The following is a 25516-nucleotide window of genomic DNA, read 5'->3' on the forward strand; positions in this document are numbered from 1 at the left end:
AGCCCACACCAATCGGGCTTTTACGGGCAGCCCGACCCACAAATAGCGGGATAAATCTGTATACATTTTTTAAAAAAGCATACACTACTGTCTACTTTTTTATACAGTAGACAGTTAGCGGCCATTAAGCTACAACCAGCCCCGCTCGGGGGGACCCCATCAAACCCTAACCGCCACCACATCCGGCACTTGCTTAGCAATCTCCTCACCAATCTTTATACTAGCCGTTGCGGCCGGGGATGGTGCATTGCAAATGTGCAGAGAATTGATGCCGGGGATAATGCAGAAGTCATCAACCATATTTCCGTTTGATAAAATGGCTTGTGCCCTTACTCCTGCATGGGTTGGCATGATATCTTTCTCTGTAAGTTCTGGTATTAAGCGCTGTAAGCTTTTTAGGAATGATTGTTTACTAAATGAGCGCACCATTTCTTTTATGCCTTCTTTCATATTTGGCATCGCCATTTTCCAAAAGCCTGTGTATGTCATTGTTTCCATGAAGTCTTTTATATCAAAGTCTGTTTTCGTATAGCCTTCTCGCTTAAAGCTTAATACTGCGTTTGGTCCTGCATGTACGTCTCCGTTTATCATTCTTGTGAAATGAACACCTAAAAACGGAAATTCTGGATTTGGAACTGGATAGATTAAATGTTTTACAAGATGGCGTTTTTCTGGGACAAGTTCGTAATATTCACCGCGGAACGGAACAATTTTCATATCCGTTAATATTCCTGTCTTTTTCGCAATGCGATCACTATGTAATCCAGCGCAGTTAATGAGAAATTTCGTTTTAAATACACCTTGATTCGTCTCAATTGTTACAGCGTCTTTCTTCTCAGTAATACGCTCCGCCGCTGTTCCTAAATGTATTTCTCCCCCGCTTTCTTGAATCAAACGGGCAAATGCATAACTTACGCCTTTATAATCAGCAATTCCGCAAGAAGGAACGCGGATTGCCCCAAGTCCCTTTACATGGGGTTCAATTTCAGCTAATTCTTCCTCACCTATTTTTTCAATATGTAAATCGTTTTGTAAGCCTCTTTCATATAAGTTATGTAAAAGAGGAAGTTCGTCCTTTTCTGTAGCGACAATTACTTTTCCGCACATGTCATAAGCGATGTCATTTTCTTTACAAAATTGAACCATAGCTGCGTTTCCTTCTTTGGCAAACTTCGCTTTATAACTCCCTGGTTTATAATAAATTCCAGAGTGAATTACTCCACTATTATGTCCAGTTTGATGATGTGCAAGTTCCTTTTCTTTTTCAATGATCGCGATTTTCGCACGAGGGAATTTTTTCGTTAAAGCCATTCCCGTTGAAAGCCCAACAATTCCTCCGCCAATAATTATAAAGTCATACATCCTACTTCCCCCTTAATATGATGAAAGGCAGGCCTTTTTTAAGACCCGCCGTACATATTATTTAGAAAAACAACCACGTTGACGCATTAGTTCTCTATATAAATCTTTATTTTTTTCAAATGCAGCTCTTCCGTGCATCCAAAATAAGTTGTTTAAAAGAACTAAGTCACCAATTGGTAATTTCAATGCATGTGTTGCTGGTGAGTTTTCAACAGAATATGATAAGTCTTTCAGATAGTTTGCTTGTTCAATATTATCTGGATAAGCGAACTGATCAATAAAGCAAATACATGGTGCGTTATTCACATCAAAAAATGTTTCACGATAGACGATTTCTTGCGCATTTTTACTTGGTGGTGCTTTATACGTAACCTTAACAGATGCGAGCGAATGATTTCTAAATTTCTGAAGGTCTTCCCAATCATCTAAATGTAGTAAACGAGATTCTCCACCTACTGCATTTTTCTCTTCAATTTTCATCATAAGAAGCCAATCTGTCGGCTCATCAACGAATGTACCGTCTGTATGCAGTGTAAACAATCGGTACGCTTGACGAAGGTAAGAATCACTACTATCCGTATCTTTCACATTAAACCTAGCATAATACGTTCCTGTCATTGCATCAAAGTTTGGCTCCCCGATTAAATGTGTTAATGCTGTTGCAAATTTCACGTAGTCTGCTGGATCTGACGTTTCACCTTGTACCCCAATTGTAAATCCGCCCGTTTCACGGTCATGAACAATGCCGCGAATGTTATCCATAAATGATTGCCCAAAAATCTTTCTCATTCCATCCGCAAGATTAAACCGAGAATAAGGAATGTATTGCAGTGACTGCTCTGAATGCTCTTTTACCTCTTCAAAAAACTGCTTAAGCAATTGCTGGTTTAGCGTAATATGATATAAACGTTTATGCTCTGGATGAGGAGCAATTTCATACCCCTCATATTTCTTTGCAAATTTCATCTTTGCATTTTGTTCTGTAATAATCGACATTTCAATTCCTCCCTAATTTAAATATGAAGAACTTATGGACGCTTTTTACAGACAGTTATCCTTATCTTCTTATGCTGAGATTCGGTCTTACTGCCCTAACATCGAAAAAGCCAGTCATACGCATCCACGACATAAAATCGTAGAAACGTACAACTGGCTCATAATTACGAGTGTTCTTTAATCTCTTAAAGTACAATAATAATAGACAGTTTGTATGAAAATATTTGTAAAACAGGAAAACAAGATCGAATATAGAGAAGGCTAATTTCTCGTATGGATCTTAATTAATTAAATAATAATTCAAAATATTCCAACTGTCAATTCGTTTTTTATTATTTTCTCTACACACTTTATACGTTTTAAAAATCCCCTTACTTTCTACGCACCCTCTTTTTTTCATCTCTTGTTTTACAACTTACACTTCATTTAACTTTTTCATAGTTCTTGCCTCCTCAATAAAATAAGCCAGTCGTATCTCTTTAAAAGAAATACAACTGGCTCTCGTTTATGGTTGTAAACTAGATAGTTTTTATGGTGTTGTTTCCTCGTACTCTCCCCTGGGCTGTTCATCATTTAAATAACTTACATATTGGCGATGTAAATCTTTCACCGCACTGACGATAGCATTTTGCGCTTTTCCTTGATAATGGTCCATAATATCTTGAACGATTTCTTCAATACCATCTTGCAAACTATGTCCTCTCAACATTTGAGCGACGAAGTCTCTACCATGCTCTGTCGCAAGCGTACATGACGCTTCAATAATGACATGATATTTATGATCTGCCTCAATTGTAATTGTTAATGTTTCATACATACTGCGAACAGCCATCCCTTTCGGAAGTCTCGAATGTCCCGCCATAAAAAATGTCCCTTTACGCATATTTCATCCTCCGTTACTATGTTAAGAGCCAGAAAAACAATGTACACATTTGCATTGAATTTTACTACCCTTATCCTTATAGCTCGTACTTCTGCTAAAGAAGCTCAAGTGGAAAGAAGTTTACTCTCTTCATTTTCAAACATAAATCCGGGCCTACAGCGAGGCTAATCACTGTCATCCGATAATAAGTTAATCATAATAAAAATAAACTGAATATTCAATATTAAATTCCGCAAATTTCATGAATAAAAAAAGAAAATTCTCTCGCCCCGGCACATATACTGTTCAAAAGAAAAAAGGAAGTGGTCTCATGTATTATGGAACGAAGGGCTGGTATGTAGCTGAACTTAAAAAATTAGGTGTTCGCTATCATGAAGGACGAAAACTAGAAAGTTACCGTGCACACGTATTACGCAATTTATTAATTGCACAACAAGAGACAACGAAAGAAGAGTAATTTGATATCGGTTGATTCTCTGAATATATCAGCGATTCGACATAAAATATCGACTTATCAACAAATCCCGCCAAATCATCCCTCCATTCCACCAACCAATCACACATCAATACAAACAAAAAAAAGGTCACCCAAACGGGTGACCTTTCTTTCCTATTCACAAACAAGAATTTGTCTAGAAAATGATCCTTTTCTTGTAATACAGCGATCTGTAATTTCAAATCCTGCTTCATGGATCATGTCGTCCATTGTTTCCATCGTGACAACGACTACTTTTTTTGCAATGCGGCGCGCACTTGAGAGAATGGAGAACTGGTCTTCTGGTGTTGCGTGCGTAAATAGGTCGTACGGCATATCGATAATTGCGACGTCGTAGTTCTCAGTAATTTCTTCAATTGGACCTTTTGTTACTGTTCCTTCAAACCCGAAATGTGCGATGTTTTTTCTCGTTCCAAGAACTACAAGTGGATTAATATCTCTACCAACGATGTTAATTCCCATAGAAAGTGCTTCTACTACTACTGTTCCAATTCCGCAGCACGGGTCAATCGCTCGTACTCCCTCTGGGTTCGGTACAGCGATATTTGCGACAGCTCTAGCAACACGTGTGCTCAGTGATGTCGAATAGCTATGCGGTTTTTTTATGTGATGATACCAAACCGGATCACTTTCTACATAGTGTCCGAAGTACCAGCGTCCTCCAAGAGGAACAATCCCGAATACACGCTCTGGATTACGAACATCCGCTTCTCCTTCAATATGCATACCGAGGTCTCGTTCAATAAGGCGTCTTTCTCCATATTCAATTTTATTTTCTTTACCAAGATCATTGATTTTAACGAAGATAACTTTGAATGTCGCTCCTGCTAAATCAATTTGTTCCACTTGTTCTAAAATGCTTTCTAAGTCGTCCCCTTCATACATAACCTCGACGCGCTCTTTAATAAACGGACTTCTACTCGGAGCAATCTTGACTTCACTTTTTAAAATATTAACGTGAGACTCCATCCCAAAGAACGAGCGCATTTCCAAGTAACATAAAGCACGCTCCTCTTCGCGAAATGCATACGTATATATACATGCAGGTGTTTTACTATGATTACTCAATCTATTATCATCCTTTATCGTTTAAAATTGTTATGATCACAATTACTCGAATACCTTTTTTACGTAAAATTAAATGATATCATATGCTCGAAATAAAGAGAAACCTTTATAATTCATTTAACAAATAAAAGAGACTGCATCTCAGCAATCTCTTCTATCATTCTCTCTATTTATTAACGGTACGAAGATACGTCATTACCCATTGCTTCGTAGTAATCTAAAATACCTTGATAAATAGCTTCTGCTGCACTTTGTCTCTGTTCTGGTGTAGCAATTTTATCTGCATCGTTTTTATTATCTACAAATGCTAATTCTGCTAATACAGCTGGCATCGTGTTTTCTCTAATTACATATAAATCGCCTTTCTTCACACCGCGATCTTTTGTTCCAAGTGCATCTACAAGACGCTCTTGGATTTTCTCTGCTAATAAACGACTTTCTGATACATTCGGGTTTGTCCCTCTTGCTGTCGCTGATTCATAGTAGAATGTTTCTGTACCTTGTCCATTTTTACTTTCCGTACCATTACCATGGATACTTACAAAGATATCCCCATTATTTTTTTGAGCAAATTCTACACGTTTCTTTAAAGAATCAGAAGCACTTGTTCCTGGACGTGTATCATCTGTACGAGTGAATAACACAGTAAACGGTGTCTTTTTCTCAAATATTTTCTGTAATCGTAATGATACATCTAATACGGTTTGACTTTCTTTCTCATAATAACCAGGGTTCCCCGAATCAATTCCACCATGACCTGGATCAATAATAATCGCTTTACCTTCTAGGAAATTACCTTGCTTCACTGGATTTAATTGATTTTTATCCACCCATTGGAAGCCAGCTCCCATACGGATACGAAGCCAGCTATCTTTCTCTTCAATAACAGTTACTTGTTGTGCTTTATGTGTGCCTGCCACTGTAGACGTATGTGAAGCTTCTTGATATGTAGTGAATTCTTGATTAATAGACTCTGTTTTTTCTTGTAATGGTGTCCACTTCTCACCTTTACTTGTTACAACCTTCAACCAACCGTCCGCTCTTTGCTCTTTCACTTCAAGCATTTGTGGCTTATGTTGAGTGTCAGTAATACCAGATGATAACGATGCTTGATGATATGTAATAAAGTTTCTATTCATATACATTCTTTTCGATGTATTTGTTTTATTTTTATCTGCCATCGCGATGAACTGAGCTGCTTCAGCACGACTTACAGTACCGTCAGGATTCCAGCCATTTCCTGTACCCATTGAAATCTCTAAAGCTACTAAAATATTAGCTTGTTTCTTACCCCAATGAGGTTCCAAATCTTTAAACTGCGTTGGAAGTTCTCCAATAATTTTCTTATCTAATGAATATGCTTGTACAAGCATAGATGCCATTGATGCACGGTTAATTTGGCTTGATGGATTGAATTTCCCAGTACCATCTCCATTAATTACACCCGCTTTTTCTACCGCGGCAATATATGGTGCTGCCCAATGATCTTGCGAATCTTTAAAAGATGGTTTCGCTTTTGGATCAATTGGTAAGCCAAGAACTGCTGCTAATATTTTTGCAGCTGATCCTTTATCTACTGCTTCAGATGGAGAAAACGTTCCGTCTGGTTTTCCATCAAGCGCTTTTTTCCCTACTAAATAGTCAACCGATTCCTGCGCCCATGTAGGAACATCCGAAAACTTTTTCCCTGCTGCGAAACTACTAACTGGAGACGATAATAAACTTGCGGCTAAAATACCAGCCGCGACTGCACGATACTTCATAAAAAATAGTACTCCTCTCAAAAATCATTTACAATAACGCGTAATCTTAATATACAAATTATAACAAATGCGAGCAAAAAAAATTAGTGCTCCTCTATCATTCTATAATACTAGAATCCTGTAGTAAACCTACTTTCTTAATATTGTACAATAAAATACAATTAAAGTATTTTTTATGCACAAAAAAGTGGCTGATTCATAGAATCAACCACCCTCTCACTATTCTACTATCATTTCTGATAACACATATGCATAAACAAGTGCTTCTGTATGTGCAATCGAGCTTTCATGCGTACGCTCAAATGCGTGAGAAGAATCAATACCAGCTCCAATTAATGCATGTTTCACATCAAATCCAGCGTGAATCGCAGCTGATGCGTCTGATCCGTAGTAGGGATAAATATCCACTTTATATTCAATAGCATTCGCTTTCGCCAATTCAACTAAATGCTTACGTAAAGCGTAATGGTATGGACCGCTAGAGTCTTTCGCACAAATGGACACTGTATATTCATCAGATGTTTGTCCATCACCTAACGCTCCCATATCAACTGCTAAATATTCTACCGTTTCTTCTGGAATATTTGAGTTTCCACCGTATCCAATTTCTTCATTATTAGAAATTAAGAAATGTGTTGTATATGGCAATGTTACCTTTTCATCTTGCAATCTTTTAATTAATTTTAATAGAATTGCTACACTTACTTTATCGTCTAAATGACGTGATTTTATGTATCCACTCTCTGTAATTTGAACGCGTGGATCAAATGAAACGAAGTCTCCTACTTCAATTCCTAACTCACGTACTGCATCTGCTGAAAAGACACGCTCATCAATACGCACTTCAATATTTTTCTCATCACGCTTCGCTTCCCCTGCATCTTTGTACACATGGACAGAAGTTTGATGCATTAAAATTGTGCCTGTATATTTCTTACCGCTTGACGTTTCAATTTCGCAATATTCTCCTTCTACAGAGTTCCAGCGAAATCCACCAATCATAGATAGACGAAGACGACCGTCAGGCTTAATTTCTTTCACCATTGCCCCTAACGTATCAACGTGTGCAGTTAATAAACGATGCTGCTCATCATTCTTTCCTTTAACCGTTAAAATAAGAGCACCTTTATTATTACGCTTCGTCTCTACATTCCACTCACTTACATAGTTTTCAATAAAACTAATAATTTTCGCCGTGTTTCCAGATGGACTTGGAATAGAGACAAGCTCCTTAATAAGTTCCATCGTTTCTTTCGTATGATGTGCCATTGTCGTTTCCTCCTCATTTTCTCTACTATTTAGTATAGCGAAATTACGATAAAACCTCTACTCATATAGCTTAATTTTCTAAATTATAATAAAATTCACTTTATCCTAATCTCAATGACAAAAAAGCACCGCATTATCTCCATTAACACTGTGCTTTTTCTATAAAGTGAAACTTTAATCAGCCCGACTCCTTCGCATTCGCCGAATTTTGAGTTGGGGTCTTACTGCCCGCAAATAGCGGGATAAAACTACTCTTCCGAAACGTCCATCAAATAAATCCCTCTTGTAAATCCGCCGCGCTCTTCTTCTTTCTGCTTACGAATAAGCTCTACATCTTCCATTGTTGCACCTTCTGCACGCGCTAATGAAATAATAATTTCAAGTGCATCTGCAAGTGAATCTAGCGCATGTTCACGCTCTTTCATCGAAGCAAATTCACGAATTTCTTCTGTACCAATTTTCGCTAACGCTTGTATGTAAGCTTGTCCTGTTAATTTTTGTGCTGTATATGTTTTTCCAGACATCAAAATTTTCTCCGGGACACGATCTCTTACTAACCTGTTATAAGTTGACATCACTTTTCCTCCCACTTTTAATAACACCCAAGCTCTGTTTTATAGAAAAACCACTCTTTTTTCACACAAGCACTTAACATATCAATTCCTGATCCGTGCGCCTTTACTACCGGAAAGAAGTAATGCTCTGGTTCTTCTTTCTTATCGCCGTATAAGGTCCCGTACTCATCAGGAATCGCCTCTTTTTTCACATCCCGTTCTTTCTTCACTTCACCAGAGAAAGCAACAGCTGGATGTCCCTCAAAGAATAATGCAGTCCGTACCGCAAGAGATGGTGTACTATGCAAAGCATAATATGTAAGTAAAATAATAACGATAACACCGATAATTTTCTTCATTTATTACTCCTAAAAAAAGTGCTAACACAATTATACTAAAATGTGTTAGCACTTTCTTCCCTTTATCTCGAATTAATGGGCAGTAAGACTAATAATCCGCGGGGGATAAACAAATCCCCACGGATTAAAGTTTCACTTTATTCCCCTTTAAATGCTGGTAAACGTTTTTCTAGAAAAGCAGCAATACCTTCTTTATGGTCCGCTGTTTGTCTCATCGCATATTGACCACGCTTTTCGAGCTGAAGCGTTTGTTCTAAATTAGAACGATTTACTTCACATAAAATTTGTTTCGTTTGAATCATTGCCTTGATTGGTTTTTGTAACCATTCATTAATTTTTTGCTTCACAGCCGTTTGGAAATCCTCACCGATTACTTCGTCAATTAAACCGATATCTAGCGCTTCTGTCGCTGATAATTTCTTCCCTTCCCAAATGATTTTCTTCGTCATATTTTCACCGACGCGCTTTTGAAGGAAGAAATGGCCACCACCATCTGGAATTAAAGCGATTCCAATAAAGTTCATCGCAATAACTGATGATATATCTGCCATGACATAATCAGCTGTTAATGCGATACTTAATCCAAGTCCAGCAGTCGGCCCATGAATTGCACTAATAACAAGCTTCGGCATCGTATATAACGTCACAACGATTTCAGAAATTGTATTCATGATGCCTTCAAACTTACTTTCATCATTACTTGAAAGCATTGATTTAATATCTCCACCCGCAGAAAAACCACGGCCACTTCCACACAACACAACAACGTGAACAGAACTTTCCGCCACTTCTTTCAACTTTTGTAATAACTCTTTTAACGTTGGTTCATCTAATGCATTTAAAACCTCTGGACGATTAACCATAACCGTTGCTACGCGCCCTTCATATTTCACAACAACAGATTCTGTTTTACTTGTTACTTCCATTATATATACCCCTCTTTTCCACATAAAGATTATACTTATATAATTATAGAAAGCATGTTGAAAATCCTTCTTTTTCTTAATTTTCTGTCTAATATTCTCGTAATTTGTATGTATCTCCGTATAAAACATACAATTTCGTTAAAAAATATAGAAATTAAAGTCGGTTTATCCATGCTTTTCATCTATTTACCATTACAATGAAATGGTGTATTCTTAAGTTTGATTCAAAAAAACAAATATTGAAATTCATTCGCCTTATTATGTAAATAAGGCTTTTATCCCCATCTCTTGGGTATTGAACTAAAGGAATGAAGAAATGGAGGAATATATGGTTAATAAGTTGAAACAAACGGATAACTACTTCCCGCATTTCCTATTGCTATTCATTGTGTTTCAACCAATTTTAGATTTATTAACGTCTTTTTCAATCTATGTATTACACATGAGCGCAACAGTTGGAATCGTAGTCCGTTTCGCCTTTATGCTTCTTGCATTAGGTTATCTACTTCTTCATAGAAAACAACATGGGGCGAAAAAGTACATTCTCTATTTATGCCTACTCGGGATCGTACTAGCAATTGGTCTTGTAAATAATATGATGATTAAATCTCCAGTTTCATTTGGCGAAGAAGTGAAATTTATTTTAAAGAGCATATATCCAATTGTGCTACTGTTTGGATATATTATCGCCTTTAAAGAGTTAAAAAATAAAGAATATGCATTTCATAAAATCATTACATATTTCTTATATACAACTTTAATTTTAAGCATCACACTGATTGTTGCGATGCAAACTAGTACAGATTTCCCAAGCTACCCTCACTCAAAGATTGGTTCAAGAGGTTGGTTCTTTGCTGGGAATGATTTAAGTTCTATTTTTGCAATTATGTTCCCAATCGTAGTGTTATATTCGATTCATAAAACAACTTCTTTCTCGAAAATCTATTACTGGATTCCAACAATACTCGCGATGTATGCAAGTATTATGGTCGGAACTAAAGTAGGATATGGTGCAATTGTTCTAACGCTTGGCGTGGCACTTTTATTCTCATTCATTGAATATATGGTTCATCGCAAAAAAGAAAGAAAAGGATTCACATATCTCGTAAATACAGTTGTTGCCGCTATTATACTAGGAGGTTTAATTGCCCTTACACCGCATACTCCTATCGCAAAAAATATGGGCATCCACATGCAAATATACGAATACAAAAAATCAGTACAAGAAGAAAAGGATAGAAAAGAAGGAAAAATAATTAAAGAAGATCCTGACGCAGAGAAAAAACATGCAAAAGGTGAACTAACAGACTCTGAGGTCAAAAGTTTAATTTACAGTGATCGCGATAAGTTTTTAAAAGTATACAAACAATACTATAAAGACGCACCACTATCACAAAAATTATTCGGAATGGGCTATGCTGGTAACTATACGGTTAAAATTAAATTAATCGAAATGGACTTCCATGACATATTCTTTGCATTCGGAATCATCGGTTCTCTTATTTACTTCATACCATTCCTTTACTTCGGTATTAAATTATTACTCAGCATCATAACAAACTTTAAGAAAATATTAACTGTGAAATATATGCTACTAGCTAGTGCCGTTATACTATCACTTGGAATTGCCTTTATGTCCGGTCACGTACTAACAGCGCCGGCCGTTAGTATTTTCTTCGTTGTTATACTCGCTTACTTAATTGTTGATTTAGAGGTAGAATAAAATGAAGCAGCCACCGAGATCTGATGGCTGCTTCATTTTGGTATACAGTCTACTCGGCAAAGAATAGACCACATTTATGATCTATTTTTTATTGAAAAGACGCCTGAATCCCCTCCAACACCTCATCAATATTATCCTTCGTAATAACAATACCGAAGTCTTTCGGGACGTTGCTATCTTCCTCATTTACAACTTTATGCGCAATCAACTTTCCAACTTCCGGTCTGAAATGATGCCCATCCATATAGTTATCTAAATTCGTTGTAACGGAATTAAGATACATGAAATGGTGCACTTCTCCAAATACATCTACAGCGTCATGAAGCCATTTTTTATAATCTTCCCATCGCCCTGATTGAATCATCGTACGGAACAGAGGCTCTGAAACAGGCGTTGTAAAAATATAAAACTTCGTGTTCGGATTATGAGCCTTTACTGTTCCTAATATTTCTTTCATATTTTGATACTCATAATTCCCGCCGTAAATCTCTTTACTAAACTTATCTACTTGCGCCGCTATTTGCGCATCACGTTCTTCTTTCGTATAATCGCGCATCGATTTTATATTCTCTCGATTGTACCGGTCAAGATTCGTAATATGATGGGTGGAATTTGCAATTGTATTCTTTGAATAAGTAATCCCGTCCATACTTACATACGATTTAATCGGATACAATAAACTTTGCGCCTGCTTAATATACGCTTCTGGTTTATCAAAACCAATTTCCCTATTTTTGTTCGTTCCAAGGAAATCTAAACCAAGTACAATAGACTCGAGTCCACTACCTTTTTGTTCTTTTGCATATTCAATATATGCATCATACTCACGCGGATCTGTACTGCTTACCGCATAATTAAATGCGTTTAACCCGGTGAAGTCATTCTCGTTAATAAAAGTCGTTCTACTACTTCCAAGTATAACTCCATCATATGTAAACGGACGGTACGTTATATAATTTGTTTTCTGTTGTCTCTCGTTAAACCCGTACTGAACATCATTCCACTTATTTTTATGCGGGAATAACCAAAGTGAATCTATATAGCTATTAAATATCCCGACACCTGCCAGAGGAACAAAAACACATACAAAAACGAAAATAAGCCAATGTTTGTTTTTCATATTCTCCACCTAGAAATTAAAGTATAAAAACTCACTAATACTCGTTAAATGTAACACGCTATATACGAGCAATACTGCAGTAAATAAAGCAGTCCATACATTCGGACGGAATGAATCCTTTAACTGAATTGAATTTTTTAAGAAGAAACTAATACATAACGCTCCGAAAATATACGCTACCATTTTTGGATCTAATAAAGAGACATGGTACCCTTCACTAAATGAAACACCGTACTCTTTTAAAAATTGCAGCTTCTCTATTATAAATGCCGGGAATACGCTATTTGCTAATTCGATTCCATTTAGTCCGAACATTCCTTTTAACACTTTCACCGCATCATGCATAGATGTTGCCCTAAAGAATACCCACGTTATATTAATGAAGAAAAACGTAACGAACCAACCAGCAAAGGCTGGCATGCGCCCTCCTGCTTTACTCCATAAGCGATGAATAACAGAAGCCAAACCGTGCAAGAATCCCCAAAAAACAAATGTCCAACCAGCTCCGTGCCAAAGTCCACTTATTAAAAATACAATCATAATATTTACGTATGTACGCGTAATTCCTTTTCGATTTCCTCCTAGAGAAATATATACGTACTTCGTTAAAAACTGGCTAAGCGTCATATGCCAACGATGCCAAAAATCTTGTATATTCACTGCTTTATACGGTGAATTAAAATTTTGAGGTAATTTAATATTAAACATTAAAGCGATTCCAATTGCCATATCACTATATCCACTAAAATCAAAATACAATTGGAACGTAAACGCTAACGACGAAAGCCATGCTTCGACAAATGTTAATGATTGCTGCACATCAAACCCTTCATGTACAAGGGGTGATAATACATCTGCAATACCTACCTTTTTGAAAATACCAACTGCAAATACAAATATACCAAGAACAATATACTTCGATTGCCAGCGCTTTTTGCTACTATCCGCAAACTGCGGCATAATTTGTGCATGATGTACAATCGGCCCTGCAATAAGCTGCGGGAAAAACGTTACAAACAATGCGTAATCAAGAAAATGACATGCCTTCGTTTCCCCGCGATACGTATCTACTAAAAATGCAATCTTTTGAAACGTATAGAAACTAATCGCGAGCGGTAACGTTAATGATAATAATGTAAAATGAGTTCCAATTAATGCATTAACATTTTGCAAGAAAAAATCATAATACTTGAAATAACTAAGCATTCCTATATTAAATATTAACCCTACCGTTAAAAGAAGTTTACTCTTATGTTTTACGAGCCTCATTCCGATAAAGTAGTTCACAATGAGCGACACTAACATAAGCGGTAAATATTTCACATTCCAATAACTATAGAAAAATAAAGAGGCCGCAACGAGCCAAGCTTTCGCTAATGTAGCATGTCCAAATTTATTTAATAGAAAATATAAAAGAAATGCTATCGGTAAAAATAAAAAAATAAACTCAAATGAGTTAAATAACACACCATCTCTTCCCTTCTAAACAAATCACAACTTATTCATCTTATCTTATCCAAATAGTGAGTGTCAAAAGGATTCCGCTCCCCTTTTCTTCTATTATATAGGATAATCATTTCAATCGAATTATTAACATGATAAAATATTAAAGGCACTTTTATTTAAAAGAATATATAATAAAAATGTCGGTTTTTTGCACGAAATGTATTTTGAAAAAAGTGAGGAGAGTCCTTTGGTATTTAGTAGTTCTGTTTTCTTATTTATCTTTTTACCTCTCGTATTATTTTTCTATTTTATAGTGCGTGCCGAGCTACGTAATTTCGTATTACTTGCATTTAGTTTAATTTTCTATGCATGGGGAGAACCACGATTCGTCCTCTTAATGCTCTTTTCTATTCTTTTAAACTACTGCTTCGGCCTACTCGTGCATCATTATGATAAACGAAAAAATATGAAAGTCACATTTTTAATTATGGCTGTGGTCGGAAATATTTTATTACTTTCTTATTTTAAATATATTTCCTTTTTCACAGATATTTTGAATCAAACTTTACATTTATCTATTCATGTGGAACCTATTCCACTACCAATTGGAATTTCATTCTATACGTTCCAAGCGATGTCATACGTCATCGATATATACCGTAAAGATGGCGCAGTTCAAAAGAATCCACTTAACTTAGCACTATATATATCAATTTTCCCGCAGCTTATTGCCGGACCAATCGTTCGTTACAATATCGTTGCTGATCAAATTAAAACGCGCATCCATTCTTTTGAACGATTTACAGAAGGTCTCCAAATTTTCATTCTAGGACTAGCGAAAAAAATGTTAATCGCCAATCAAGTTGGATTTGTCGCAGATAAAATCTTTGCCTTACCACCGTCTGAAATGAGCGCTGGAACGGCCTGGATTGGTATTATCGCCTATACACTTCAAATCTATTTCGATTTCTCAGGATACTCTGATATGGCAATTGGACTTGGAAAAATGTTCGGATTTGATTTCCCGAAAAACTTCAATTATCCGTACATCTCAAAATCCATTTCAGAATTTTGGAGAAGATGGCACATTACACTAGGCTCTTGGTTCCGCGACTATATATACATTCCGCTCGGCGGAAACCGTGTATCCAAACTAGCAAATTACCGTAACCTCTTCATCGTATGGGGATTAACCGGTTTATGGCACGGAGCAAGCTGGACATTTATCGCCTGGGGATTATATTACGGCTTTATTATCTCGATTGAAAAAGCTGGATTCGAGAAAATATTAAATAAGCTATGGAAGCCGCTGCAACATGCATATGTACTAATCATCGTTATGATCGGTTGGGTCTTCTTCCGAGCTGATAACTTCGCATACTCGTTCCAATATTTAAAAGCGATGTTTGGCATAGAGAGGCAATCTTTCATCGATGACAACACAATGCTATATATACATGAATACATTATCATATTTATCATTGCCTTTATCGCAGCGACACCAATTTTGAAACGTGTTAAAAACATATTAGAACTTGCACCCAAAACGTATATATTCACGATGCAAGTTGTACGTCCTATATTATTACTAACATTATTTATGGTTTCGATTATGTATTTAATTAATTCGACGTATAATCCATTTATTTACTTCAGGTTTTAACTTATCCCGCTATTTTCCGGGCAGTAAGACCCCCACCTCAAAATTCAGCGAAAGCAAAGAAGTTAGGTCGGGGACGGGCTGCCTGTAAAAGCCCGATTGGTTAAGGCTGATAATCAGCGGGGATGAACAAAACCCCCACTAATTAAAGTTCCACTTTATGTAGGAAGGAAAAGTTATTATGAAAAAATTGGGGAACATCGTCCTATTTATCGGTTTTCTCACCATTATCTTTTCATTTGGCATATTATCGCTTCTCAAAACTGACCGAGCAGTTTCGCCCGTTGAAAATCGTCCGCTCGCTCAAAAACCAGCTCTTACAAAAGAAGCTGCCTTAAATGGTAGTTTCTTTAAAGACTTTGAGACATATACAAACGATCAATTAATCGGAAGAGATGATCTCATAAAAAATTATACACTTACCCAAATTAAAATGGGCAAGTCTCTCATTAACGATATTATTCTAACAGATGATAAATGGCTTCTAAAAAACCCTGCTTGGGCTACAAAATATAATGAGATTGACCAAGCTATGCCAGCTGTAAACGACTTATCTCAGTTTTTAAAAGAACAAAATATTGAGTTTTACTTTGCTTTACCACCGTCCAAAACGAATGCTTTATCATTTAAATTACCTTCTCATATTCACACATATGCACAGGAAAATTTAAATTACTTTCTAAATAAACTTCCTGCAGACGTAAAGCCAATTAAACTCATGGATTATTTTAAGAAAAACTATACAAATGAAGAAATACAAAGTATGTACTTTAAAACAGACCATCACTGGAATATGGATGGTGCCTTCTTAGGCTATCAATATATAATGAACACAATCGCAGAGCAATCTTCTATATATAAAGGAAAAGAAATAAAAAAAGAAGATTACACTCGTACGTGTGCTCCAAATAAACATCTAGTCGGAAGCTTTAACAACCAGCTTTACCAACTGATCGATGCGACTGGAGAAAAACTATGCTACTACACACCGAAAGACGGTTTCAACTTTACGAGCGTAGCTGCAAAAGATGTAAATGGCACAGTATATCGCACACTAGACGAGCTATACGGCGTAGAAAAGCAAAATGATACAACATCATACGCAGGCTATTACACAAACGACTATCCAGAAATCGTTATCGAAAACAACAATGCACCAAATGATGTACGAGCTTTAGTCCTAAAAGACTCATTCGCAAACGCAATCGTGCCTCACTTAGCACAAAGCTTCAAACACACATCTATCCTCGACCTTCGTCACTATCACGAAAAGGATGTATATCAATACATTAAAGACAACAACATTAACATGGTATTGTTTGTGTATAGTGATTCGAATTTGAGTGGTGATATGTTTAAGTTTAAACAATAAAAGAAGCCTCTTGTAAATTTACAAGAGGCTTCTTTATATTATTTCCGCTATTTTCCGGCAGTAACAACTTAAACCATTATAGATTACGACATTGTTATTATTTCACTTGTCCCTTCTCTTTTTTAATCACTACCTTCAAATACAAAAAGGAGAAAGAGATAGGAAATTTCCCTCTATCTCTTTTATTTAATGACAACGCACTAAATAAAAAGAGGAATGGCCTCTAATCCTAAGATTCCATTCCTCTTTTTATAGACTCTTTTGCATGTAAGTCATTAATAATATATTTGGACGCTATGGAAATTTGCTCTCGCAATTCCTCCACCCTTTGCCCTAACGTTTCCTGTACATATTCTGTCTGCTCTAATTGTTTAATCGCCATACTATGTAATGTTTCTGTCGTCCATTCTCCATCCACATTCCCAATAATCGGCTGATTTACTTGTTGTAAAAACGAATCGATCTTTGGATCATATGAAATTCCAACCATAGGCGTGTTTGCAACTGCCGATAATATAAGAGCATGCAGTCTCATTCCTATTAAAAGAGAGCATTCTGATAAAATAGAGATTTTCTCATGAATATCCATTTTATAAGGGAGCATGTGCGCTTCTTCTCCCATCAAATTAATGATATCCCTTGATGCATTTTGATCAAATGGTCCATGCATCGGTACAAATAAAATATGGTATCCCTCTTGCTTAAGCTTTTTCAGCGTATCTGCTAACTTCTTCATATAATCTTCTTTTGCATCCCAGTACCTTACACTAACCGCAACGACCTTTCCTTGCAGCGCATGTTTTTGAAGCCAATCGGATTTCTTTTCTTCTGGCTGACAAGCTAATACTGGATCTGGAACAAGTTCGATGTCTTTCTTAATACCAATTTCTTTTAAGTACAAAAAAGAGTCTTCATCACGTACTGATATATATTCAGCCTTTGATACATGCCATTTCACTAATAAACGATTTTGCTTCTTCGTAATAGGTCCGATTCCTTGGGCGTAAATATAATACGGCTTTTTCAAAAAACGAGCAAGCCGCATAATACCTGTATAATATAGAATACTCCTAATACTCGTCTTATCTTGTAAGAGACTTCCGCCCCCGCTAATTAAACCATTACTTCTCTTTATTTCTCGGTAAATCGCTCTTATATCCCAGCGGTTTACTGCTTCTACACCGTACATTTTCCTTGTATAGTTGGGGTCATTTGAAAGTACAACAAGCTCAAGAGTAGGATCCTCTTCATGTAGCGCTTTAATAATTGATTGCAAAATTGCTTCGTCCCCAACATTATAAAAACCATAATATCCTGATAAAACTAACCGCACTCTTAATCTCCTCCAACATTTCGCAATCAACTCTTTTTGTAATTAAACAAATTGTTATCCATTCCTTGCCGAGGAAGGTTTGATAACTTCAAATTGATTTCTTTCACAAACATCTAACAAGTCATACCCATGTATAATATTGTTCATTTTCTATAATCAACGATTTTATTTACGTAAAAATGGAATTTGTTCTTTCGATATCCAGTTTAGTTTCAGTGCACATATGCCATATAACACTGAAGCTATACTTAGCGCCACAGCACTATATATCATTGCTAAAATCCTGGAATCTGTCACATTGATTAATGTGGACACAAAGTATAATACTATACCTAAAATACTAGATACTCCAATCACAGCCAAAAATTTCCCTATAGCTATTGAATAGGAAAGATCTTTTCTAATATAAATATGATTTGCGATACAAATCATTATATAAATAATTAGAGTACTATACGCTGCTCCATTTATACCGAATTGGTTTACTAGCGCTATATTTAATACAATTTTCACGAAACTTACACCGATGACAATCCATGCTGCTCGCATCGAACGATTAATCCCTTGCAAGATTCCTATTGATAATACCATAAGTGATGTGAAATACGAGCTACCAATTAAAATAGCTAACATGCCACTTCCTTTTGTATCTGTAAATAATGCAACATTAAGCGGTACTGCAAGCGCCATAAGCCATATCGTTATCGGCATTGTTAAAACGTGTGCAAACTCATTTGTACGTTTTACTGTCAGTTTAGCTAAAGCTATATCTTTTTTTGTTAAAGCCGCTGTTAATAATGGAATTAACGGAAATACTATCGCACTTGCAAATACAACGATTAATTGCGTAAATGCAAAACCACGGCTATATATACCAAATTGTTCCTGAATCGTTGTAGAAGATTCATGTAATACATGTGGAATTGTTACAGAATCAACTAAATTTAAAACAGGCATCGATAACGCTCCGATTGCAATTGGAATTGAAACGCGGAGTATGTTTTTTGCGTTTGTCTTAAAATCTTGTAATGAATATGTTTCGCTCTTATAGCGATACGTGCTTTTTACATATTTCATTCGCAAATATATGAGTGACGTAATAACACCAAAACAAGAACCGATCATCGCTCCGCCTGTTATGATATCACTACTTTTATTCCAATATACAAATATATAAGCAATTGTTAGCATAAAGAATACGCGAATCAACTGTTCAATTACTTGCGATACACCAGTAGGTATCATATCTCCAAACCCTTGGAAATATCCACGGTACACTGCCATATATGGTGCAATTAATAAAGCAAACGAAGTAACAATTAATGCTAGCCTCGTCTCTTGCCCACCAAGCATATTTGCAATGCTACTCGATCCAATGATAATAATTAAAAATCCGAGCACCCCAAATATAACACCGATAATAGATGCGGACGTAAACAATTTAGCTATTCCATCACGATCATTCTTTTCATGAAGATCAGCTATTAACTGGGATATTGCTAGCGGAACCCCCGCTACTGATAAAGTTAAGGCTATCATATATACAGGAAAAACGAGACGAAAAATCCCAAGCACTTCATCCCCTGCTATATTTTGCAATGGAATTTGAAAAAAACTCCCCACTACTTTCGATATAAACGTTGTAACGGTTAAAATCGCAGCGCCTTTTACAAACTTTTTATTCATCTTCTATCTCTTTTCTTTCAAATATGATTTAAATAAATATCAAGCCAGTATTCTTGCTTAATCTAGAGAAACTTCACTCTATTTCATTTAGTTATCATACCAAATTTCTTATATATTGAATACTCTCGTTCCAAATATAATATGTACAAAATAAGATTATTTCCATCCTGTTTTCCCTTAAATTTACTACTTTTACTTATTCAAGATAAACCTGTAATATAATGTAGCTCTTGTCAGTAAGAGGAGTGTTTACAACATGCTAAATTTAGTAAAAAATTCTCGAATTTCCCTTTCTTTAGAAAACGAGATACTAAAGTGCTTTGCATACGAAGAAGTTGAGAAAGTCGAAAAATCAGACGAAATAGGGCTTATTCAACCATCCTAAGTTTATGATTTCGTTAACCGTACACAATTAATTTGTGAAGGTAGCCATTTCTCAACGCGTGAATATAATTTGAAGTTAGACGATGTAATTGATGCTCAACGGATTTACAACATCCAGATATAAGGGTTTCTCACATAAACAACACATGTCCAAATAAAAAGAGCCCTCACACTCTACAATACAGTTCATGTGAAGGTTCCTATTCCTATATTGTCTCAGCTTTCAAAAACTGTAGTTTCTCTTTTTGCTCATCATTCGCCATCATTATTATCGTCTTTTCAACATGCGGATGTACATGTTCAAGTGTCACACTCGCTCCTGCTTTATCCGATTGCTCAACAAAGTTTAATAACGCCATAGCTCCTGATACATCCATATAATGTACATCTTTCATACGCAAACTAACTGGTGACTTCACATCTTGTAAAGAAGCAAAAATACGATCTACTGATAGAAATGAAAGTGGTCCCTGAATCGTATACGTCGCTTCTTTTTCTTTTATAATAGAAGCTTTACGTTCTTTACACTTCACCATGTATATAATAAAGGAAAGAATAATGCCAAACGCAACAGCAACCATTAAATCGAATTTCACTGTCACAACCATCGTCACGAACATAACAATCACATCACCTCTTGGTGCTACATGTGCTTTCTTCATGCTTTCCCAATCAAACATCCCGATGCCAGTTAAAATTAAAATACCTGATAATACAGCAAGCGGAATATATTGTACTACTGAACCGAGTCCCATAATGAAAATAAATAATATGACACTATGCATACAAGCCGACAGTGCCGTCTTCCCCCCGCTTCTTATATTGACGATAGATCTAACAGTTGCACCTGCTCCTGCTAATCCACCGAACAAACCACTCGCAATATTGCCAATACCTTGTCCGATTAACTCTTTATTACTTTTATGACGTGTCCCCGTCACATTATCCATTACGACAGACGTTAATAACGAGTCAATTGATCCTAGTAAAGCAATGCTAAGTGCTGGTAATACAAGTGCTAGCATGCCATTTGCGTCTAAAGTCGGTACGTGAAGAGATGGCATCGCCTCTGGAATTGCACCTATCTTTTCAATCATCTTATTTAAAGAAAGAGTTCCTATAAATGGTAATTGCACTGTAATCCCTTGTAGCATAGAAGAAAATAACGGCAACGTTACTGTAACACCTACTAATGCTACTAAACTTGATGGAATGGCCTTAATCCATTTTCCAGAAACAATCATTACAATGATCGTTAATAACACAAGCAGAAAGCTATTTTGTACGTGCTTCATTTCACCTAAAATAATAATCAGTGCAATCCCATTCATAAACCCTGAAACAACAGGATACGGAATGTAACGAACGTAAGAGCCGAGCTTACATACACCAAATAAAATTTGAAATAACCCCGCCATCATAAATGCAATAAAACTTGCTTCTAATCCGTGAGTTGCAATAACGCCTGTTGCAATTACTGTAATCGGCCCAGTAGGACCCGTTACTTGCCCCGGTGTACCGCCAAATAACGCCGCAAACAAACCTGCAAAAATTGCACCATACAATCCGACCAGTGCTCCCTCAGACGTTCCCGTTGCAGCAATACCAAATGCAATCGCTAGCGGCAAGGCAACAATCGCAACAGTAAACCCTGCTAAACATTCCTTTGCTATTTTTTGAAACATATAAATAACCACCTTCGTATAAAGTGAAACTTTAATCAGTGGGGTTTTGTTCATCCCCACTGATTATTAGCCCGCAAATAGCGGGATAAAGTCCATGTTCCATTGTACATCTAAAACAAATCATTCGTTAGCGTATTTATAAAAAACTCTTTACAGTCTCGTGAAGTAAACGTCTACATTTACAAATAGCCTTCCAAAGTCAAACTAAAAAACAGCAATATGACGAATCTACCTTTGGAAACAAACTTGACTATGCTATAATGAACAAATTAAATCTTTTACTATATACTTGGAGGCACTATGCTAACTTTTGAAGAAAAATTATCAATTATTGAATCTTTCCCGGAATTAGAAAGAAAGAACGTATCATTAAAACGCGTAAACTTTCACTTTGAAGAAAGTCGTTTAGATAAAAAGAACGTTGTATATCATTTACACCCAAACGGAAACGGATTTGTATATGCATACTTCATTAAAGGTTATAAAACAGATGCTAAAGGTATGATTAACATCCGTGAGTTTTCAGAAGAAGAACTGCGTTCATTAATTGAAAAAGTAATTGAACGTCTATCACAGGAGCCAGAGGAAATTATAGCACCAATGGAACCTGCTGCAGAAGAAGAATGGAAGAACGAAGACGGTCATATCCTAACTCTTATTCAAGAGGATGACATGTGGAACGTTTACGCTGGCGTAAACTTAGACGGTACATTCAACTCTTATCCAGAAGCTGAGGAATACCTTGATGAAGAAGGTTTCTCACGCAAATAATACGTTCCTTACTACTAAAGAGGGCCGTCCCAGTTTTTTTGGGGATGGCCCTCTTTTTATTAATAGGTAGGCTATCATTGTCTTATTTTGTAGTTAAGCCGATATATTTAGGGTTAGGCTTTTGAGACAGTCCCCCATAAAATTATGGAATCAAAACTTCTTATTTTCACTATCCCCTATAAAAATTTGAATTTGACAACTATAAGACTCCGTATTAAAAAAATCATTAACTAACTCTACTTCAATAAAACTCGCCACTTCTATATTATTTTCTTTTATATATTTAATTATAGTATTTCGACGTTTTTCTTCATTTTCTTTACTATACGCTAATGTTACATATTTCCCGCCCGGTAATACTTTTATATTTGGCATCTCTTCCATATGTACATGATCTTGCACCTTATTAAAAACATACTTTGGCTCTACATCCCACTTTTCATTGACATTATATAGAATACCCATTTCCATTGACATCTTATCTTCATACTCTTGAATGATTTTCTCTAAATTAGAATAATACAGTAACTCTTGTAAACTCCCCACCTCTTTGCATGGCGCTACAATCACATTCCGCTGCTCAAAGAACTGAATACACACTTCATCACCTTTTAATATTTCCTGTGAACTCCCTACTTTCTCATTTAACCCATCAATCGTTTCAATTACCTCTTTCATTTTCTTTATATGCTCTTCCGCTTCCGCCCTCTTTAATTGTAAAAATTGCAGCAATTTATCCATATCACATTCCTTAAAAATCTCTTGAAGTTCTACTATACTGGTATTCAACTCTCTACAGCTTTTTATAATATCAATGTGAATGAATTGATCTATAGAATAATATCTATATCCTGTTGATTCATCAACATGTTTTGGAATAAGAATCCCCATCTTATGATAGTACCTTAACGCTTTTATCGTAATATCCTTTATTTTTGCAACTTCTCCAATAGAAAATAATGTTTTCACCTGAATCTCTTCCTTTTTATTTTTTCGCATGCAACTATTGACTCTCCCCTTAGAGGAGACCTTACTATTTATAATAAGTCATTTACATTAATAAAGGGAGTATACAATTATGAACACAGTAAAATATAGAAATCTTGTCAAAGAAGACTATGAGCCTATAAAACATTTAATTGGTGAGGCATTTGGATTTAATGAATTCATTACAGATAAAAAATTTTTAAATTCAATATTAAACTTCTACCTACACAGTTGCATTTTAGGAAGCTCCTTTAGTAAGGTAGCTGAAAAAGATAATAAAATTATCGGTGTCATTTTAGGCGATTCCGAAAAAGATAAAAACCGTTTAAAGAGATTCCATAATACTGTTAGCTTTGCCTTTAACACGCTGAAACTATTCATGACGAATAAAGAGAATAGAGAGTTTTTAAAAGCATTTATAAAAGTTCAAAAAACATATAAAGAACTAATTCAAGGAAAAGAAGATCATTTTCAAGGCTGTATACAATTATTCATCGTATCCGAAGAATCTAGAGGTCTTGGAGTTGGGAAATCTTTATTAAATCACTTATTCCAATACATGACAAAAGAAGAAGTGACATCTTTATATTTATATACAGATAATGAATGCAACTATGAATTTTATGACAGACAAAACTTCCAACGTATACAAGAAAAAGCAGTTAATTTTGGACCAAAAGAAGAAGATTTCAACGTGTTTTTGTACCGCTATAACTTTAACTAATAGTAACATTTACACTTCAATGCTCTTTGCTAATTAGCAAAGAGCTATATTAAGTATGATATCACTCGCGAGTGGTTGTCAAAAAATCATACTAGCTTAAATCCTCCAGCCAAACTCTTCTACTACTATTGTTTCAGTTCGATTAGCGTGAAAAAGAGGAAGATGTGTAACAACTTCAATTTAAAAAGGAGCGCACAACATGGAATGGATTCACGAATTATTTCAGCAATATGGGTATTATGTAGTACTTATTGGATTACTTTTAGAATATATTGCTCTTCCGTTTCCAGGAGAGCCAACATTAGCCTATGCAGGATTTTTATCACATCAAGGTGATTTAAGTTTACCAATTTTAATTATTTTATCCTTTATTGGGACAAGTGTAGGTATGACATTCCAATACTTTTTAGGAAATAAACTTGGCATGCCTTTCATTCAGAAATACGGGAAATATGTATTTTTAACAGAACGAAAAATTAATTTAACGAAAATATGGTTTGATAAATACGGATATTTTCTAATCTTTATCGCCTTTTTCATTCCAGGCGTCCGCCACTTTACTGGATACTTTGCAGGAATTATCAACTTACCGTTTCGCCGCTTTGCGATGACAATTTATTCAGGTGCCCTATTTTGGGTATCCTTCTTCTTAATCGGTGGTTACTGGTTAGGGGAAAACTTAGAAGATATATTCATCGTACTTGAACAACACATTTGGAAAATTATCTTCGGTATTATTATCATTACGCTAATCACCCGATTTCGCAAAAAAATAAAACATGTGTTTATAAAAAATCTAAATTAAACGCGCAGCATGTTATTAAAACCTTTCAGCAATACGTTTTATCCAGATTGCTGTGTACAAAAACAATAAAAAGCGGAGACACATAGTCTCCGCTTTTTATATACTGCCCGTTCTCAAACTAAAAACACAAGAGCTTGACACTAT

22 protein-coding genes and 1 pseudogene are annotated in these 25516 nt (G+C 35.8%); 8 read left to right on the forward strand and 15 right to left on the reverse strand.

The window, feature by feature from the left end:
- Nucleotides 1–159 precede the first annotated feature (159 nt).
- The 3 genes from lhgO to DET63_RS10540 all read right to left on the reverse strand — a co-directional run bounded on the left by lhgO (nucleotide 160) and on the right by DET63_RS10540 (nucleotide 3241).
- Complete coding sequence (gene lhgO / locus DET63_RS10530; protein WP_113936679.1) at nucleotides 160–1362, reverse strand: L-2-hydroxyglutarate oxidase; 1203 nt, start codon at nucleotides 1360–1362, stop codon at nucleotides 160–162.
- A gap of 57 nt (nucleotides 1363–1419) precedes the next feature.
- The gene (gene glaH, locus DET63_RS10535; RefSeq protein ID WP_113936680.1) at nucleotides 1420–2358 is read right to left on the reverse strand and encodes a glutarate dioxygenase GlaH; all 939 of its coding nucleotides are present in this window, start codon (nucleotides 2356–2358) and stop codon (nucleotides 1420–1422) included.
- Nucleotides 2359–2887: 529 nt separating this feature from the next.
- Nucleotides 2888–3241: a DUF3870 domain-containing protein gene (locus tag DET63_RS10540; RefSeq protein WP_002134650.1), complete on the reverse strand. Its 354-nt coding sequence runs from the start codon at nucleotides 3239–3241 to the stop codon at nucleotides 2888–2890.
- Between the two features lie 241 nt (nucleotides 3242–3482).
- On the opposite strand from DET63_RS10540, the gene DET63_RS10545 reads away from it, so the two are divergent.
- A complete protein-coding gene (locus DET63_RS10545; RefSeq protein WP_003187606.1) occupies nucleotides 3483–3698 on the forward strand; it encodes a YflJ family protein in 216 nt (71 codons plus the stop codon).
- A gap of 153 nt (nucleotides 3699–3851) precedes the next feature.
- On the opposite strand, the gene DET63_RS10550 is transcribed toward DET63_RS10545, so the two are convergent.
- The 6 genes from DET63_RS10550 to DET63_RS10575 form a co-directional block, all read right to left on the reverse strand.
- On the reverse strand, nucleotides 3852–4805 hold the full coding sequence (locus DET63_RS10550; RefSeq protein WP_002186611.1) for a TRM11 family SAM-dependent methyltransferase: 954 nt from the start codon (nucleotides 4803–4805) through the stop codon (nucleotides 3852–3854).
- A gap of 173 nt (nucleotides 4806–4978) precedes the next feature.
- Nucleotides 4979–6568 (reverse strand): N-acetylmuramoyl-L-alanine amidase, encoded by a 1590-nt coding sequence (locus tag DET63_RS10555; protein WP_113936681.1) that lies wholly within the window; start codon nucleotides 6566–6568, stop codon nucleotides 4979–4981.
- A gap of 219 nt (nucleotides 6569–6787) precedes the next feature.
- Nucleotides 6788–7837, reverse strand: coding sequence for a M42 family metallopeptidase (locus tag DET63_RS10560; protein ID WP_044438509.1), 1050 nt, complete (start codon nucleotides 7835–7837; stop codon nucleotides 6788–6790).
- A gap of 248 nt (nucleotides 7838–8085) precedes the next feature.
- Nucleotides 8086–8412, reverse strand: coding sequence for a nucleoside triphosphate pyrophosphohydrolase (locus DET63_RS10565; protein WP_002125566.1), 327 nt, complete (start codon nucleotides 8410–8412; stop codon nucleotides 8086–8088).
- A 17-nt stretch (nucleotides 8413–8429) separates the two neighbouring features.
- Nucleotides 8430–8750, reverse strand: a complete 321-nt coding sequence (locus DET63_RS10570) for a hypothetical protein (RefSeq protein ID WP_113936682.1) — start codon at nucleotides 8748–8750, stop codon at nucleotides 8430–8432.
- 137 nt (nucleotides 8751–8887) lie between these two features.
- Nucleotides 8888–9676: an enoyl-CoA hydratase gene (locus tag DET63_RS10575; RefSeq protein ID WP_002010905.1), complete on the reverse strand. Its 789-nt coding sequence runs from the start codon at nucleotides 9674–9676 to the stop codon at nucleotides 8888–8890.
- A 328-nt stretch (nucleotides 9677–10004) separates the two neighbouring features.
- Between DET63_RS10575 and DET63_RS10580 the strand changes: the two genes are divergently transcribed.
- Nucleotides 10005–11399 carry an O-antigen ligase family protein gene (locus tag DET63_RS10580; protein WP_113936683.1) on the forward strand — a complete coding sequence of 465 codons (1395 nt, stop codon included), beginning with the start codon at nucleotides 10005–10007 and terminating at the stop codon, nucleotides 11397–11399.
- An 88-nt stretch (nucleotides 11400–11487) separates the two neighbouring features.
- On the opposite strand, the gene DET63_RS10585 is transcribed toward DET63_RS10580, so the two are convergent.
- Nucleotides 11488–12519: a hypothetical protein gene (locus DET63_RS10585; protein WP_113936684.1), complete on the reverse strand. Its 1032-nt coding sequence runs from the start codon at nucleotides 12517–12519 to the stop codon at nucleotides 11488–11490.
- Between the two features lie 9 nt (nucleotides 12520–12528).
- Complete coding sequence (locus tag DET63_RS10590; protein WP_060752223.1) at nucleotides 12529–13986, reverse strand: MBOAT family O-acyltransferase; 1458 nt, start codon at nucleotides 13984–13986, stop codon at nucleotides 12529–12531.
- 226 nt (nucleotides 13987–14212) lie between these two features.
- Between DET63_RS10590 and DET63_RS10595 the strand changes: the two genes are divergently transcribed.
- Both DET63_RS10595 and patB1 read left to right on the forward strand, forming a co-directional pair.
- Nucleotides 14213–15628: an MBOAT family O-acyltransferase gene (locus DET63_RS10595; protein WP_113936685.1), complete on the forward strand. Its 1416-nt coding sequence runs from the start codon at nucleotides 14213–14215 to the stop codon at nucleotides 15626–15628.
- Between the two features lie 178 nt (nucleotides 15629–15806).
- Complete coding sequence (gene patB1 / locus DET63_RS10600) at nucleotides 15807–16997, forward strand: secondary cell wall polysaccharide O-acetyltransferase PatB1 (RefSeq protein WP_113936686.1); 1191 nt, start codon at nucleotides 15807–15809, stop codon at nucleotides 16995–16997.
- A gap of 229 nt (nucleotides 16998–17226) precedes the next feature.
- Here patB1 and csaB read toward each other — a convergent pair whose 3' ends face one another.
- Together csaB and DET63_RS10610 are read right to left on the reverse strand one after the other, a co-directional pair.
- On the reverse strand, nucleotides 17227–18330 hold the full coding sequence (gene csaB / locus DET63_RS10605) for a polysaccharide pyruvyl transferase CsaB (protein ID WP_113936687.1): 1104 nt from the start codon (nucleotides 18328–18330) through the stop codon (nucleotides 17227–17229).
- 165 nt (nucleotides 18331–18495) lie between these two features.
- Complete coding sequence (locus tag DET63_RS10610; protein ID WP_113936688.1) at nucleotides 18496–20016, reverse strand: putative polysaccharide biosynthesis protein; 1521 nt, start codon at nucleotides 20014–20016, stop codon at nucleotides 18496–18498.
- Between the two features lie 274 nt (nucleotides 20017–20290).
- Here DET63_RS10610 and DET63_RS30620 point away from each other — a divergent pair.
- A pseudogene (locus DET63_RS30620) lies at nucleotides 20291–20518 on the forward strand (hypothetical protein); the annotation flags it as partial.
- A gap of 88 nt (nucleotides 20519–20606) precedes the next feature.
- Here the strand turns inward: DET63_RS30620 and DET63_RS10620 are convergent.
- Nucleotides 20607–22085, reverse strand: coding sequence for a SulP family inorganic anion transporter (locus tag DET63_RS10620; RefSeq protein ID WP_113936690.1), 1479 nt, complete (start codon nucleotides 22083–22085; stop codon nucleotides 20607–20609).
- A gap of 300 nt (nucleotides 22086–22385) precedes the next feature.
- Here DET63_RS10620 and DET63_RS10625 point away from each other — a divergent pair, with 300 nt between their 5' ends.
- A complete protein-coding gene (locus tag DET63_RS10625) occupies nucleotides 22386–22856 on the forward strand; it encodes a hypothetical protein (RefSeq protein WP_113936691.1) in 471 nt (156 codons plus the stop codon).
- Between the two features lie 150 nt (nucleotides 22857–23006).
- On the opposite strand, the gene DET63_RS10630 is transcribed toward DET63_RS10625, so the two are convergent.
- Nucleotides 23007–23855, reverse strand: coding sequence for a MerR family transcriptional regulator (locus tag DET63_RS10630; protein ID WP_113936692.1), 849 nt, complete (start codon nucleotides 23853–23855; stop codon nucleotides 23007–23009).
- Nucleotides 23856–23934: 79 nt separating this feature from the next.
- Between DET63_RS10630 and DET63_RS10635 the strand changes: the two genes are divergently transcribed.
- Together DET63_RS10635 and DET63_RS10640 are read left to right on the forward strand one after the other, a co-directional pair.
- Complete coding sequence (locus DET63_RS10635; RefSeq protein ID WP_113936693.1) at nucleotides 23935–24567, forward strand: GNAT family N-acetyltransferase; 633 nt, start codon at nucleotides 23935–23937, stop codon at nucleotides 24565–24567.
- 199 nt (nucleotides 24568–24766) lie between these two features.
- Nucleotides 24767–25372 (forward strand): DedA family protein, encoded by a 606-nt coding sequence (locus DET63_RS10640; protein WP_113936694.1) that lies wholly within the window; start codon nucleotides 24767–24769, stop codon nucleotides 25370–25372.
- The last annotated feature ends 144 nt before the right edge of the window (nucleotides 25373–25516 follow it).

This window comes from Bacillus sp. DB-2 (genome assembly GCF_003315125.1).
Taxonomy (GTDB): Bacteria; Bacillota; Bacilli; order Bacillales; family Bacillaceae_G; genus Bacillus_A; species Bacillus_A mycoides.